The organism is Teichococcus aestuarii, from assembly GCF_042651065.1.
Taxonomy (GTDB): Bacteria; Pseudomonadota; Alphaproteobacteria; order Acetobacterales; family Acetobacteraceae; genus Pseudoroseomonas; species Pseudoroseomonas aestuarii.
This window is the reverse complement of the sequence record NZ_JBHSCH010000091.1, coordinates 1-14,412: the sequence shown is the minus strand read 5'-3', so window position 1 is coordinate 14,412 and position 14,412 is coordinate 1. Positions and strand designations below refer to the sequence as shown.

The window sequence follows — 14,412 nt, the reverse complement described above, 5'->3', positions numbered from 1 at the left end:
GCCGGCGCGCCCGGCACGCCGCGCGGAATGGCGGGGGGCACCGGCGCGGTGGCCACCGCCTGCGTCGGCGCCGCGCCGCCGACGGCGACCAGCTTCGGCCGCTCCGCGCTGTGCTCCTGGATGGCGTCGATGCCGGTGGCGACAACCGAGACGCGCAGCCGGCCGTTCATGTCCTCGTCGACCGAGGAGCCGAAGATGATGTTGGCTTCCTCATCCACCTCGCGGCGGATGCGGTTCGCGGCCTCGTCGACCTCGAACAGCGTCATGTCGTAGCCGCCGGTGATGTTGATCAGCACACCCTTGGCGCCGAGCATCGAGGTGTCCTCGAGCAGCGGGTTGTTGATCGCGGCCTCGGCCGCCTTCACCGCGCGGTCCTCGCCCTCGGCCTCGCCCGTGCCCATCATCGCCTTGCCCATCTCGGCCATGACGGTGCGGATGTCGGCGAAGTCGAGGTTGACCAGGCCCGGATTGACCATCAGGTCGGTGACGCCGCGCACGCCCATGTGCAGCACGTCGTCCGCCATCTTGAAGGCTTCGGCGAAGGTGGTGCGCTCATTCGCCTTGCGGAAGAGATTCTGGTTCGGAATGACGATCAGCGTATCGACATAGGACTGCAGATCCTCGAGCCCCGCCTCGGCCGCCCGCCGCCGCTTCGGCCCCTCGAAGTCGAACGGGCGGGTGACGACGCCGACCGTCAGGATGCCGCGCTCGCGCGCCATGCGCGCGATGACCGGCGCCGCGCCCGTGCCCGTGCCACCGCCCATGCCGGCGGTGATGAAGACCATGTGCATGCCCTCGAGGTGGCGGGCCAGCTCCTCCGTCGCCTCCTCGGCGGCGGCGCGGCCGATCTCGGGCTTGGCGCCGGCGCCGAGGCCCTGCGTCAGGTGCGGGCCGAGCTGCACGCGGCGTTCCGCGCGGCTGTGCACCAGCGCCTGGGCATCGGTGTTGGCCACCAGGAACTCGACCCCGTCGAGGCCCATGGCGATCATGTTGTTCACCGCGTTGCAGCCCGCGCCGCCGACACCGACGACGGTGATGCGCGGGCTGAAATCAGTGTGCTGCTGGCGCGGGATCGTCAGGTTCAGCGTCATTGCAGCGTGTCTCCTCGGGTAGCGGGCGTTGGGCGTGGCGGTCGGGTGGCAGATTGCATCAGACGCGGTCGCGAAGCCAGTTGACGAAGCGGGCAAATTTGCCGTTTCCGCGCTCCGGGCCAGGATCAATATCGAGCAGCGGGCGGCCTTCGCCCGTGCCCCATGCGACAAGTCCCAGCGTTGTCGCAAAATCGGGACCTTGCGCGGTTTCTGGCAAGCCGCGCACCATCGCGGGGCGTCCGAGGCGCACGGGACGGTCGAGAATTTGTGCGGCCAGTTCGCGGAGTCCCACGAGCTGACTCGCACCGCCGGTGAGTACAACGCGCGAACCTGCATCGCGGCCGAGCGCGGCGGCGTTCAGCCGGTCCCGCACCAGCTCCAGCGTCTCCTCGATTCGCGGCCTGATGATGTTGACGATGCTGGCGCGCGGGATGCTGACGAGATGATCGTCGTCCTCGCCGACCTGCGGCACGTTCACCATGGTCTTCGCATCGTCGCCGCCATTCAGCGCGCTGCCGTCGAGAATCTTGATCCGTTCCGCATGCGCGATCGGCGTGGCCAAGCCACGGGCGAGGTCGTTGGTCACCTGCCAGCCGCCGACGGGAATCTGCGCGGTGTGCAGCAGATGCCCCTCGCCATAGACGGCGATGCTGGTGGTGCCGCCGCCCATGTCCACCACCGTGGCGCCCAACTGCCGCTCATCCTCAACCAGCACGGAGAGGGCGGAGGCGTAGGGCGCCGAGACCAGCTCCTCCACCTCCAGGTCGCAGCCATGCAGGCATACGCCGAGGTTGCGCAGCGAGGCGGAAGCGGCATCGACGAGGTGCATCTGCGCCACCAGCGCCTCGCACACCATGTTGCGCGGATCCTCGACGCCGGACGTGGCATCGATGGTGAAGCCGAGCGCCGCGGCATGCACCGTCTCGCGCCCGTCATCGACGGCGCGGCGGCGGCCCTCGCCGAGCACGGCGCGCAGATCCGCATCGACCACGGCGCGGCCGCCGATCGGCCACTGAATATTCATCAAACGTGAGCCGGGCTGGCCGCAGGAGAGGTTGACGATGGCGCCGGCCAGCTTGACCTCCGCGGCATCCTCCGCCTGCGCCACGGCGGCGCGGATGCACTGCTCGGCCTCGTGCAGATCGACGATGTTGCCGCCCTTGATGCCGCGCGCGCGCTGCCAGCCGCAGCCGAGGATGCGCGCCTGCCCGTCATTCTCCACGCGCGCGATCAGGCAGACGATCTTGGTGGTGCCGATGTCGAGCACGCCGAAGGGGCCGCTGCGCGCGCGCCGGCGGCGCGGTGCTGCGGGTGCTCCGGGCGGCGGCTCGGCGGTGGCGATGCGAGGCGGGTTCCTCATCCGCGGCTGCTCCCGCCGCGGCGTTTCGGCGGCTCCGCGATCGGCTCCGGCGCCGGGTTCTGCCGCACCACCAGCCGGTCCGGCAGGCGCAGGTCGATCGCCACCAGCGGGCGGTCCAGCAGCGCGCTGCTGCGCTGCAATTCACCCAGCCGCTGCACCGCCGCCGCCTCGTGCGCCTCGGGCAGCAGAACGTCGGTGCCATTGTGCAGGCGCAGGTTCCAGCGGCGCTCGTTCACCAGCACCAGCGCCTGCACGCGGCGGCGCACCTCGGGCTCGCGCGAGAGCGCGTCGTACAGCGTGGCGCCGAGCTTGTGCGCGCCATCGCCCACCAGCAGCGGCAGGGGCCCGAAGGCATCCAGCGTGTCGGCCGAGACGACGCGGCCGTCGCGGTCCACCACCGCGAACTCGCCCTGGCGCTGCCAGATGGCGAAGGGCTTCCGCTCATGGATCTCGATCAGGATGTTGCCCGAGAGGTGGCGCTGCACCTCGGCCTGCTCGATCCAGGCGATGCTCTCCAGCCGCGCCTTGGCCTGGGTCGGCGAGAAGGCCAGCAGCGGGTCGCCGCGGCCGACGCCGATGGCGGCGCGGATCAGCTCGCGCGGCGTGTTCTGCTGCCCGCGCACGACGATCTCGTTCACCGTCAGCCCGGCGGCGCCGGCGACCTCGGCCATGTTCTCGCCAAGCCAGGCAAAGCGGCCCGCCGGGTCCAGCGCCGACACCGTCACCGCGCCGGCGCCGACGAGGCCGAGGCCGAGCAGCGCGTAGAGCGCCGGGCGCAGCAGCCCGCGGCGGCGGCGCAGCCAGAGGCGCAGGCCGCTCGGCCGCTGCGGCGCCGCCATGCTGGGGCGCCCGCCATCGCTGGAGAGACGGGTGCGGTCCTCCGCGCGGAGGCGGGCGGGACTACGGACCATGGCGTGCCTCCTGCACCAGCCAGGTGCAGAGCTCGGGGAAGCTGATGCCGCGATAGGCCGCCTGCTCCGGCACGAGGCTGGTCGGCGTCATGCCCGGCTGGGTGTTCACCTCCAGCAGGGCGAGGCGGCCGGTCGCGTCGTCGTAGCGGAAGTCGGAGCGGCTGACGCCGCGGCAGCCCAGCGCCTGGTGCGCGCGCAGCGCCGCATCCATCGCCGCCTGCGCCACCGCGTCCGGGATGGCGGCGGGGATGGTGTGGCGGCTGCCGCCATCGGCATACTTCGCGTCGTAGTCGTAGAACACATGGCCGGTGCCGATCTCGGTGACGGCGAGCGGGCGGTCGCCCATCACCGCCACGGTCAGCTCGCGCCCGGCGATGTATTCCTCGGCCATGATCTGCCGGCCGAAGCGCCAGCCGCGGGCGATCTCGGCGCGGCGGTTGTCGCCATCCTTCAGGATCTCGACGCCGACGGAGGAGCCCTCGTTCACCGGCTTCACGACATAGGGACGGTCGAGCGGGTCCTCGGCCGCCAGCTCCTCGGGCGTCACCACGCGGTGCTCGGCCAGCGGCAGGCCGTGCGCGGCGAACACCGCCTTGGCGGCGGACTTGTCCATCGCCACCGAGGAGGCGCGCACGCCGGAATGGGTGTAGGGAATGCCGAGCCAGTCCAGCACGCCCTGCACGCAGCCATCCTCGCCGAAGCGGCCATGCAGCGCGTTGAACACTGCATCCGGCTTCGCCCGCTGCAGCGTGGCGATGAGCGCGGCGAGGTCGCCCGTCACCTCGACGGGCGTGACCTCGTGCCGCGCCTCGCGCAGCGCGGCGATGACCTGCCGCCCCGTGGAGAGCGAAACCTCGCGCTCGGTGGAGATGCCACCGAACAGGACAGCGACATGGCTCATGCGGCGGGTTCCCCGATGCGCTTGATTTCCCACTCCAGCGCGATGCCGGACTGCGCGGCGACGCGCGCCCGCACCGTCTCGCCCAGCCCCTCGAGGTCGGCCGCCGTGGCGGCGCCGAGGTTGAGCAGGAAGTTGCAATGCTTCTCCGACACCTGCGCGTCGCCCTGGCGCAAGCCGCGGCAGCCGGCGGCGTCGATCAGCGCCCAGGCCTTGTGGCCCTCGGGATTCTTGAAGGTGGAGCCGCCGGTGCGGGCGCGCACGGGCTGGCTCTCCTCGCGCGCCGTGCGGATGGCCTGCATCCGCGCGGCGATCGTGGCCATGTCGCCCGGCACCGCGCGGAAGCGCGCGCGCACCACAACGCCACCCTCGGGCAGGGCGGAGCGGCGATAGGCGAAGCCCAGCTCGGCGGCGGAGAGGCGCAGCAGCCCGGCGGGCGTCGCCACCTCGGCCCAGTCCAGCACGTCCTTCACTTCCGCGCCGTAGGCGCCGGCATTCATCGCCACCGCGCCGCCGATGGCGCCGGGGATGCCGCTGAGGAATTCCAGCCCGCCAAGGCCGGCGGCGGCGGCATGCTCGGCCACCGTCATGTCGAGCGCGGCGGCGCCGGCGACGATGCCGTCGGCCTCCACCACGATGTCGGAGAAGCCGCGCGCCAGCTTGAGGACGATGCCGCGCAGACCGCCATCGCGCACCAGCAGGTTGGAGGCGGCGCCGATCACCGTCAGCGGCAGGTGCGCGGGCCGGTCGCGCAGCAGCAGCAGCAGGTCGTCCACATCCGCCGGGCGCACGAGATACTGCGCCGACCCGCCGACGCGGAACCAGGTGAAGGGCGCCAGCGGCGCCTCCGCCTGGACGCGGCCGCGCAGCGGCGGCAGGGCGAGGGTGGCGCTGTCCGGCATGGCGCGGCTCACCGGACCCCCCCGGCCATGCGCGGCCCGCGCGGCTGCAACTCGGCCAGCTTCTCCGGCAGCGCATGCGCCCAGGCGGTGATGTTGCCGGCGCCGAGGCAGACGACATAATCGCCCGGCTTGGCGATGGCGTTGATCATCTCCGGCAGGCTGTCCGGCCCGGGCAGCGGCACCACGCTGCGGTGGCCATGCGCGCGCAGGCCATCGACCAGCGAGTCACGGTCGGCGCCGGGGATGGGCTGCTCGCCGGCGGCATAGACATCGGCCACGATCACGGTGCCGGCGTCGTTCATGCACTGGCAGAACTCCTCGAAGAGCTGCTTCAGCCGCGAATAGCGGTGCGGCTGCACCACGGCGATGACATCGCGCGCGCCGGCCTGCCGCGCCGCCTTCAGCACGGCGGCGATCTCCACCGGGTGGTGGCCGTAATCGTCGATCACCTGGATGCCGTTGGTCTCGCCCACGCGGGTGAAGCGGCGCTTGACGCCCTTGAAGCCGGCCAGCGCCGAGCGGATGGTGCCCTCGTCGATGTCCATCTCGATGCCGACGGCGATGGCGGCCAGCGCGTTCTGCACGTTGTGCTGGCCGAGCATCGGCAGGCGCATCGGCTTCAGGCTGCGGCTGCGGCCGGTGGCGCGGTCCTGCACGATCACCTCGAAGGTGGCGCCCATGCGGTCGGTGATCAGCCGCTCGGCGCGCACATCGGCCTGCGGCGAGAAGCCGTAGGTGATCAGGCGGCGGTCGATATGCGGGATCATCGCCTGCACGTTGGGGTGGTCGGCGCAGAGCACGGCGAAGCCGTAGAAGGGGATGTTGCCGACGAACTGGGCATAGCCCTGCTTCATCGCCTCCTCGGTGCCCCAGTGGTCCAGGTGCTCCGGGTCCATGTTGGTGACGACGGCGGCGACGGCGGGCAGGCGCAGGAAGGAGCCGTCGCTCTCATCCGCCTCCACCACCATCCAGTCGCCCTCGCCGAGGCGGGTGTTGGTGCCGTAGGCGTTGATGATGCCGCCATTGATCACGGTGGGGTCGAGCTTGGCGGCCTCCAGCACGGTGGCGACGAGCGAGGTGGTGGTGGTCTTGCCATGGGTGCCGCCGATGGCGATGCCCCATTTCAGCCGCATCAGCTCGGCCAGCATCTCGGCGCGGCGCACCACCGGGATCAGCCGCTGGCGGGCGGCCACCACCTCGGGGTTGTCGCGCTTTACCGCCGTCGAGATGACGACGACCTGCGCGCTGCCGAGATTGGCGGCGTCGTGCCCCACGGTGACGGCGATGCCGGCGGCGCGCAGGCGCTCGACATTGTAACCCTCGGCGATGTCGCTGCCCTGCACCGTGTAGCCGAGATTATGCAGCACCTCGGCGATGCCCGACATGCCGATGCCGCCGATGCCGACGAAGTGGATGGGACCGATATTCAGCGGCAGGGCGCGCATCACGAGACTTCCTGAGAGCGGCGCGCCGTGGCGCGCGCGAGAACGAGATCGGCCAGCCGCGCGGCGGCATCCGGCGCGGCGAGGCTGGCGGCGGCGGCGGCGGCCTGGGCCAGCGCCTCCGGGGAATCGAGCAGGGCGGCGAGCTTCTCCGCCAGCGCCTGCGGCGTGCAGGCGGGCTGCGGCATCACCACCGCCGCGCCGCTGGCGGCGAGGGCCCGAGCATTGGCGCTCTGGTGGTCGTCGATGGCGTGCGGCAGCGGCACCAGCACGGCGCCGCGCCCGGCGCAGGCCAGCTCCGCAACCGTGGAGGCGCCGGCCCGCGCCACCACCAGATGCGCCGTGCCGTAGAGGCCGGCCACGTCGCCGAAGAAGGGGGCGAGCTCCGCCGGCACGCCGAGCGCCTCATAGGCGGCGCGCACGCGGGGCAGGTCCTCCACCCGGCATTGCTGCACCACGGAGAGGCGACTGCGCAGCGGTGCCGGCAGCAGCCCCACCGCTTCCGGCACCACGTCGGAGAAGATGCGGGCGCCGAGGCTGCCGCCGATGACGAAGAGCCGCACCGGGCCCTGCGGCGGGGTGAAGCCCTGGCCCGCCAGCCCGGCCAGCGACGGGCGCACCGGGTTGCCCACCACGGCGGTGGTGGTGCCGGCCGGCACGCGCGTGGTGTCGGCGAAGGAGAGGGCCAGCATGTCGGCGCCGCGCGCCAGCAGGCGGTTGGCGCGGCCGAGCACCGCGTTCTGCTCGTGCAGGATGGTGGCGGGGCGTCGCGCGGCGGGCAGGGTGCGCGCCGCCAGCAGCGGCGGCACGCAGGGATAGCCGCCGAAGCCCACAACCGCGGCGGGGGCGAGGGATTGCAGCAGCCGCCGCGCCTGCAGGGTGCCGGCGGCCAGCGCCACGGCACCCTCGGCCGCGCGCTTCAGCCCGCGCCCGGCGAGGCCGGCGCCCTTCAGCACGAAGCGCTCCGCCTGGGCGAAGGCGGGGCTGCTGTAATCGGCGCTGCGGGCATCGGTCATCAGCGCGATGCGGTGGCCGCGCCGCAGCAGCTCCGCCGCCAGCGCCTCGGCGGGGAAGAAGTGTCCGCCCGTGCCGCCGGCGGCGATGACGATGGGGGCGCCGCTCATGCCTCCTCCGTCCGCGCGAGCCGCCGCCGCGTCATGGCCAGCAGCATGCCCATGCCGAGCGCCACCGCCACCACCGAGGAGCCGCCATAGGAGACGAAGGGCAGCGTCATGCCCTTGGTCGGGATCAGGTGCAGCGCCGAGCCCATGTTGATGAAGGCCTGCAGGCCGAACTGCGTCAGCAGCCCGGTGGCGCCGAGGATGATGAACATGTCCTTCTCGCCCAGCAGCCGCAGCAGGCCGCGCAGCACGACGAAGCCGAACAGCGCCAGGATCAGCAGGCAGATGGCCAAGCCGAATTCCTCGCCGGCGACGGCGTAGACGAAGTCGGCATGGGCGTCGGGCAACATGCTCTTCAGCCGGCCCTCGCCGGGGCCGACGCCGAGCAGCCCGCCATGGCCAAAGGCCTCCATGGCGATCTGCACCTGGTAGGTGTCGCCCGATTGCGGGTCGAGGAAGCGGTCGATGCGCGACTGGAAGTGCGGCAGCACGAAATAGGCGCCGACGCCGCCCAGCACGCCAGCGATGCCGGCGCCGGCCACCAGCGCCAGGTTGATGCCGGCGACGAAGAGCTGTGCGCAGAACACCGAGCCGATGACGATGAGCATGCCCATGTCCGGCTGCTTCACCAGCACCGCGGCCACCACCACGAACAGCGCGCAGGCGGCGGCGGTGGCGCGCCAGCCCATGCTGCGCGCCTCGGAGAGCAGCCAGGCGGCGACCACGGCGAAGAACGGCTTGAGGAACTCGGAGGGCTGCAGGGTCATGCCCGGAAGGTGCAGCCAGCGCCGCGCGCCCTTGATCTCGACACCCATCGAGAGCGTCGCCGCCGTCATCAGCAACGCGCCGAAGAAGCCGAGCAGCGCCAGGCGCCGCACCTGCTTCACCGGCAGCAGCGAGATGGCCACCATCACGCCCGTGGCCAGCGCCAGGAAGAAGACCTGCTTGAGGATGAACAGGTCGCGCGAGCTGGCGCCGATGCGCTCGGCCACGCCCGGGCTGGCGGCCAGCAGCATGACATAGCCGAGGCCGACCAGCGCCAGCAGCGCCGCCAGCGTCCACCGGTCGACCGTCCACCACCAGCGGCCAAGCACGGAGGTATCAGCGCGGGAGAGGGCCATCACACGTCCTCGGGCATGGCGGCGACGAGGGCGCGGAAGGCATCGCCGCGCGCATCGAAGCCGGTGAACTGGTCGAAGCTGGCGCAGGCGGGGGAGAGCAGCACCGTGCCCACGCCCTGCCGCCGCGCCGCGTCCCGTGCCGCCGGCACCGCCGCCGCCAGCGTGCCGGCCACCTGTACGGGCACGCCGTGCGCCGTGAGGGTGGCGGCGAAATCCTCGGCGCTCTGGCCGATCAGCACCGCCTCGGCGATGCGCGGGAAGAGCGGCGCCAGGCTGCCGATGCCGCCCGCCTTCGGCACGCCGCCGCCGATCCAGACCACGCGGCCGTAGCTGGCCAGTGCGCGCGCCGCGCTGTCGGCGTTGGTGGCCTTGCTGTCGTTGACGAAGGCGATGCCGCCGCGCGTGCCCACCCGCTCCTGCCGGTGCGGCAGGCCGGGGAAGCTGGCGAGGCCGGTGGCGATCTCGGTGCGGGAGAGGCCGAGGAACAGCGCCACGGCGGCGGCCGCGGCGGCGTTCTGCGCGTTGTGGCTGCCGGGCAGGGCGGGCGCGGCGTCGAGATCGGCGATCGGGCCGGAAGCGTCGCGCAGCGTGCGGCCCTCCGCCCAGACGCCGCCCGGCTGCGGGGCGAGGCCGGAGATCGGCGCCACCCGCGCCGCGCGGCCCTGCGCGAAGGCGGCGGTCTCCGCGTCGTCCATGCCGATCACGGCGAGGTCGTCGGCGCCCTGGTGGCCGAAGATGTGCGCCTTGGCGGCGGCGTAGCCTTCCATGCCGCCATGCCGGTCCAGATGGTCCGGCGAGAGGTTCAGCAGGATGGCGGCATCGAAGTGCAGCGCATCGGTGCGCTCCAGCATGTAGCTGGACATCTCCAGCACATAGGCGCCGTCATCACTGAGCAGAGGGAGGCCCAGCGCGGCGGGGCCCAGATTGCCGCCCACCTCCGCCACGCGCCCGGCCCGCAGGAGCAGGTGGTGCAGCAGCGCCGTGGTGGTGGATTTGCCATTGGTGCCGGTGACGCCGAGGAAGCGCGCATGGCTTCCCGAGGCGCGCACGGCGCGGAACAGCAGCTCGGCGTCGCACAGCACCGGCACGCCGGCGGCCTGCGCGCGGGCCGCGGCTGGGTGCGGCTTCGGCAGGGTGTGCGGGATACCGGGGGAGAGCAGCAGCGCGTCGAAGCGAAAGCCCGCCGCCGCGCAGGGGTCGCCCACCGGCAGGCCGGCGGCCTCGGCCGCGTTCCGTGCCGCCGCGCCATCGTCCCAGCAGAGGATCTCCGCGCCCCAGCCCATCAGCCGCCGCGCCGAGGGCAGCCCGGCGCGGCCGAGCCCGACCACGGCGATGCGCTGCCCGGCGAAGGGCGCGAAGATGGCGGCAGGGGAGGGGGCGGGGAGGCTCATCTCAGCGGATCTTCAGCGTGCCGAGGCCGACAAGGGCCAGGATCATGGCGATGATCCAGAAGCGGATGACGATGGTGGGCTCGGCCCAGCCCTTCTTCTCGAAATGGTGGTGCAGCGGCGCCATCAGGAACACCCGGCGGCCGGTGCGCTTGAACCAGAAGACCTGGATGATGACGGAGACCGTCTCCACCACGAACAGCCCGCCGACGATGGCCAGCACCACCTCGTGCTTGGTGGCCACCGCCACGGCGCCGAGCGCGCCGCCGAGCGAGAGGCTGCCCGTGTCGCCCATGAACACCTTGGCCGGCGGCGCGTTGTACCAGAGAAAGCCGAGCCCGGCGCCGATCAGCGCGGAGAGGAACACCGCCAGCTCCGAGGTGCCCGGCACGCCGTTCAGCTGCAGGTAGTCGGCGAAGAGGCGGTTGCCGACGAGGTAGGAGATGAGGCCGAACACGCCGGCGGCCAGCATCACCGGCACGGTGGCGAGGCCGTCCAGCCCGTCGGTCAGGTTCACCGCGTTGGAGGCGCCCATCATCACCAGCATCCCCACCAGCGGGAAGAGGATGCTGAAATTGATCATCGCCTCCTTGAGGAAGGGCATGGTCAGGTGGCTGGACAGCTCGGGCGGCATGAGCTGGGTGATCCAGATGGCGGCGGCGAGGCCGACACCGGCCTGCACCACCAGCTTCGCCTTGCCGGAGACGCCCTTGGTGTTGCGCTTGGTGACCTTCAGCCAGTCGTCCCAGAAGCCCAGCGCGCCATAGCCCAGCGTCACCATCAGCACGGCCCAGACGAAGCCGTTGCGCAGGTCCGCCCAGAGCAGCGTGGCCGGCACCAGCCCGAGCAGGATCAGCACGCCGCCCATGGTGGGCGTGCCCTTCTTGGTCAGCAGGTGCCCTTCCGGCCCGTCGGTGCGGATCGGCTGGCCGCCATTCTGGAAGCTGCGCAGCCAGCGGATCACGGCAGGGCCGAAGAACAGGGTGACGAACAGCGCCGTCATGCAGGCCGCGCCGGCCCGGAAGGTGACGTAGCGGAACAGGTTGAACAGGAAGAACCCGTCCGCGTACGGGGACAGGAAATTGTAGATCATGAATGCGCCCCTTCGCGCACCCCAGGTCGCATGTCCTGGGATGCCGATGTCAGGGCCCGGACCACCACCGCCATGCGGCTGCCCAGCGACCCCTTCACCAGAATGACATCGCCCGGACGCACGGCCTGCCGCACCAGCGGGGCCAGTTCATCGCTGCTGTCCCGATGCGCGCCGCGCCGGTTCTCCGGCAGGGCGTCAAACAGGCCGCGCATCAGTGCACCGCAGCAAAATACCACATCCGCCCCGGCCAGAACATCGGGGAGCAGGGATGCGTGCAAAGCGGGGCCATGCTCGCCCAGCTCCCGCATGTCGCCGAGCACGGCGATTCGCCGCCCGCCCGGGCCGGGGCGCTGCGCCCCCAGCACGCCGAGCCCGGCGCGCATGGCGGGGGGCTGGCCGTTGTAGCTGTCATCGATCAGCAGGGCCGGGCCGCCGGGCAGGTCCAGCGCCACGCGCCCGCCGCGCCCGGCGCCGGGCCGGAACTCCGCGAGCGCCGCCAGGAAGGCGTCGCGGCCGGCGCCCAGCGCCTCGGCCACGGCGATAGCGGCCAGCGCGTTCAGCGCCAGGTGCCGCCCCGGCGCCGCGAGATGCAGCGTGTGCGCCGCGCCGCGCAGGGAGAGTTGCGCCACCCCGCCCTCGGCCGCGCCCTCATAGCCGAGCAGGCGGTATTCCGCCGCCGCATCCGTGCCGAAGGTGATGGCGCGCAGCCTGGCGGCCTCGGCGCGGGCGGCGAGGCGGGGGAACATGGCGGCGTCGCGCGGCAGCACCACCGGCGCGCCGGGGGCGAGGCCCGCCATGATGTCCGCCTTTTCCTCGGCGATCTCCTCGATCGAGCCGAGATGGCCGATATGCGCCGCCTCCACCGTGGTGATGGCCGCCACATGCGGCCGGGCGAGGCGCGCCAGCGGCGCGATCTCGCCGCGGTGGTTCATGCCGATCTCGAGCACGCCGTATTCCGCCTCGCGCGGCATGCGGGCGAGGGTGAGCGGCAGGCCCCAGTGGTTGTTGTAGCTGGCCACCGCCGCATGGGTGCGGCCCAGCGCCGAGAGGCCGTGGCGCAGCATCTCCTTGGTCGTGGTCTTGCCGACGCTGCCGGTGATGGCGGCCAGCCGCGCCGTGCTGCGCGCGCGGCCCGCGGCGCCCAGCGCCTGAAGGCCCGCCAGCGTCTCGCCCACGCGCAGCAGCGGCGCTCCGGGCGCCACGCCCGGCGGGTCGCGGTCCACCAGCGCGGCGGCGGCGCCGCGCGCCAGGGCGTCGGCCACGAAATCATGCCCGTCCCGCACATCGCGCAGCGCCACGAACAGCTCGCCCGGGCCGGTGGCGCGGCTGTCGATGCCGACGGAGGTGATCGCCAGCCCGTCCAGGCCAGCGCCTTCCAGGGTGCCGCCGGTGGCCTCGCGCAGCTCGGCCGCGGTCCAGAGGGGGGCGCTCATGCCGCCACCCCCGCGAGGCGGCGCACCACCTCGGCATCGTCGAAGGGGTGCACCACGCCGGCGATGGTCTGGCCCGGCTCATGGCCCTTGCCGGCCACCGCCAGCACGTCGCCCGGCGCCAGCGCCGCCAGCCCGGCGGCGATCGCTGCCTCCCGGTCGCCGATCTCGGTGATCTTGGCGCCGCCCGCCACGCCGGCGCGCACGGCGGCGCGGATGGCGGCGGGGTCCTCGCTGCGCGGATTGTCGTCGGTGAGGATGGCGTGGTCGGCGAGGCGGGCGCAGACCTCGCCCATCAGCGGGCGCTTGCCGCCGTCGCGGTCGCCGCCGGCGCCGAACACCACATGCAGCCGCCCCGTGGTGTGCGGGCGCAGCGCGGTGAGCAGCCGCTCCAGCGCATCCGGCGTGTGGGCATAGTCGACATAGGCGGCCGCGCCATTGGGCAGGCGGGCGGCCAGCTCCATGCGGCCGCGCACGCCGACGAGGCGCGGCAGCAGCGCCAGCACCGTGTCGGCCGCCATGCCGGTGGCGATGGCGAGGCCGGCGGCGAGCAGCACATTGTCCGCCTGGAAGCGGCCGGGCAGGGCAAGGGCCACCTCGGCGCGGCGGCCGAAGGCCTCCAGCACCATCTCCTGGCCGTCGGGGCGCGGGGTCTGGCGCAGCAGGCGGATCGCCTCGCCCGCCTCGCCCACGGTGTGGAACTTCAGGTGGCGGCGGCGTGCGATGCCGCGCAGCGCGGCGAGGATCTCGGGCGCCATGTCGGCATTGGCCACGGCGGCGTCGCCCTGGTCGAGCAGCGTGTCGAACAGGCGCAGCTTGGCGGCGGCGTAGGCCTCCATGCCGCCATGGTAGTCCAGGTGGTCGCGCGTCAGGTTGCTGAAGCCGGCGGCGGTGAGCATCAGCCCATCGAGCCGCCGCTGCTCCAGCCCGTGCGAGGATGCCTCCAGCGCCACGCTCTGCACGCCCGCGCGGGCGAGCTGCGCCAGCATGGCGTGCAGCGCCACCGGGTCCGGCGTGGTGAGGGAGGCTGTCTCGGGGAAGCCCGGCGCGCGCAGGCCGAGCGTGCCGAGCGAGCCGGCCTTCACCCCCGAAAGTGCCCAGAGCTGGCGCAGGAAGTCCACCGTGCTGGTCTTGCCGTTGGTGCCGGTGACGGCGACGATCCGCGCCGGCTGGGTGCCGTGGAAGGCGGCGGCCATGCGGGCGAGCGCGCGGCGCGGGTCGGCATCGGTCAGCAGCGGGCGGGGCGGCACGCCGGCGGGCCATTCGGTGCCGTCCGGCGCCAGCACGGCGCCGGCGCCGCGCGCCACGGCCTCGGCGATATAAGCGCGCCCGTCCTGCCGGGCGCCGGGCAGCGCCGCGAACAGGTAGCCGGGCGCCACCGCCCGGCTGTCCGCCGTCAACCCCGTGATCGGCAGCCCCGCGAAGGGAATGGCGGTGGCCGGGCGCTGCGATCCGAGGGCCTGGCGCATCAGGTCAGCGAGCTGCAAGGCTCGCCTCCCGCCGCGGAACCGGCGCGGACGGGTCGGCCGAGGTCATGCGCAGCGGCACGGGCGGCGGCAGGCTGCCGGGGCTTGCCGGCATGTTGGGCATCGGCACCGCGCGCGGCAGGGGCCGGGGCTGCGCGGGCGCCGGGCCGGGCTGCGGCGCGCGCAGCG

General features: G+C 73.1%; 12 protein-coding genes and 1 pseudogene. All 13 read right to left on the bottom strand.

Annotated elements, in window-relative coordinates; translation table 11 throughout:
- Positions 1 to 1,091: cell division protein FtsZ (gene ftsZ / locus ACFOY6_RS22055; protein ID WP_379652246.1), on the bottom strand; the 1,091-nt coding region annotated here is incomplete at its 3' end.
- A 58-nt stretch (positions 1,092 to 1,149) separates the two neighbouring features.
- The gene (gene ftsA, locus ACFOY6_RS22050; RefSeq protein ID WP_109516086.1) at positions 1,150 to 2,451 is read right to left on the bottom strand and encodes a cell division protein FtsA; all 1,302 of its coding nucleotides are present in this window, start codon (positions 2,449 to 2,451) and stop codon (positions 1,150 to 1,152) included.
- Positions 2,448 to 3,362, bottom strand: coding sequence for a cell division protein FtsQ/DivIB (locus ACFOY6_RS22045; RefSeq protein ID WP_379652245.1), 915 nt, complete (start codon positions 3,360 to 3,362; stop codon positions 2,448 to 2,450). Before ACFOY6_RS22045 ends, ftsA begins: the two co-directional genes overlap by 4 nt.
- Complete coding sequence (locus tag ACFOY6_RS22040; protein ID WP_379652244.1) at positions 3,352 to 4,263, bottom strand: D-alanine--D-alanine ligase; 912 nt, start codon at positions 4,261 to 4,263, stop codon at positions 3,352 to 3,354. The genes ACFOY6_RS22045 and ACFOY6_RS22040 overlap by 11 nt, the downstream gene beginning before the upstream one ends.
- Complete coding sequence (murB, locus tag ACFOY6_RS22035) at positions 4,260 to 5,162, bottom strand: UDP-N-acetylmuramate dehydrogenase (protein ID WP_379635979.1); 903 nt, start codon at positions 5,160 to 5,162, stop codon at positions 4,260 to 4,262. Before murB ends, ACFOY6_RS22040 begins: the two co-directional genes overlap by 4 nt.
- Before the next feature lie 8 nt (positions 5,163 to 5,170).
- The gene (murC, locus tag ACFOY6_RS22030) at positions 5,171 to 6,607 is read right to left on the bottom strand and encodes a UDP-N-acetylmuramate--L-alanine ligase (protein WP_379652243.1); all 1,437 of its coding nucleotides are present in this window, start codon (positions 6,605 to 6,607) and stop codon (positions 5,171 to 5,173) included.
- Positions 6,607 to 7,728 (bottom strand): undecaprenyldiphospho-muramoylpentapeptide beta-N-acetylglucosaminyltransferase, encoded by a 1,122-nt coding sequence (murG, locus tag ACFOY6_RS22025; protein ID WP_379652242.1) that lies wholly within the window; start codon positions 7,726 to 7,728, stop codon positions 6,607 to 6,609. The genes murC and murG overlap by 1 nt, the downstream gene beginning before the upstream one ends.
- Entirely contained in the window at positions 7,725 to 8,846 is a 1,122-nt protein-coding gene (locus ACFOY6_RS22020; protein WP_109516081.1) for an FtsW/RodA/SpoVE family cell cycle protein, read from the bottom strand. The genes murG and ACFOY6_RS22020 overlap by 4 nt, the downstream gene beginning before the upstream one ends.
- Positions 8,846 to 10,237, bottom strand: coding sequence for a UDP-N-acetylmuramoyl-L-alanine--D-glutamate ligase (gene murD / locus ACFOY6_RS22015; RefSeq protein ID WP_379652241.1), 1,392 nt, complete (start codon positions 10,235 to 10,237; stop codon positions 8,846 to 8,848). The genes ACFOY6_RS22020 and murD overlap by 1 nt, the downstream gene beginning before the upstream one ends.
- 1 nt (position 10,238) lies before the next feature.
- Entirely contained in the window at positions 10,239 to 11,327 is a 1,089-nt protein-coding gene (mraY, locus tag ACFOY6_RS22010) for a phospho-N-acetylmuramoyl-pentapeptide-transferase (protein ID WP_109516079.1), read from the bottom strand.
- Positions 11,324 to 12,760, bottom strand: coding sequence for a UDP-N-acetylmuramoyl-tripeptide--D-alanyl-D-alanine ligase (locus ACFOY6_RS22005; RefSeq protein WP_379652240.1), 1,437 nt, complete (start codon positions 12,758 to 12,760; stop codon positions 11,324 to 11,326). Before ACFOY6_RS22005 ends, mraY begins: the two co-directional genes overlap by 4 nt.
- On the bottom strand, positions 12,757 to 14,226 hold the full coding sequence (locus ACFOY6_RS22000) for a UDP-N-acetylmuramoyl-L-alanyl-D-glutamate--2,6-diaminopimelate ligase (protein ID WP_379633465.1): 1,470 nt from the start codon (positions 14,224 to 14,226) through the stop codon (positions 12,757 to 12,759). Before ACFOY6_RS22000 ends, ACFOY6_RS22005 begins: the two co-directional genes overlap by 4 nt.
- A gap of 4 nt (positions 14,227 to 14,230) precedes the next feature.
- Positions 14,231 to 14,412, bottom strand: a pseudogene (locus ACFOY6_RS21995) (hypothetical protein); the annotation flags it as partial.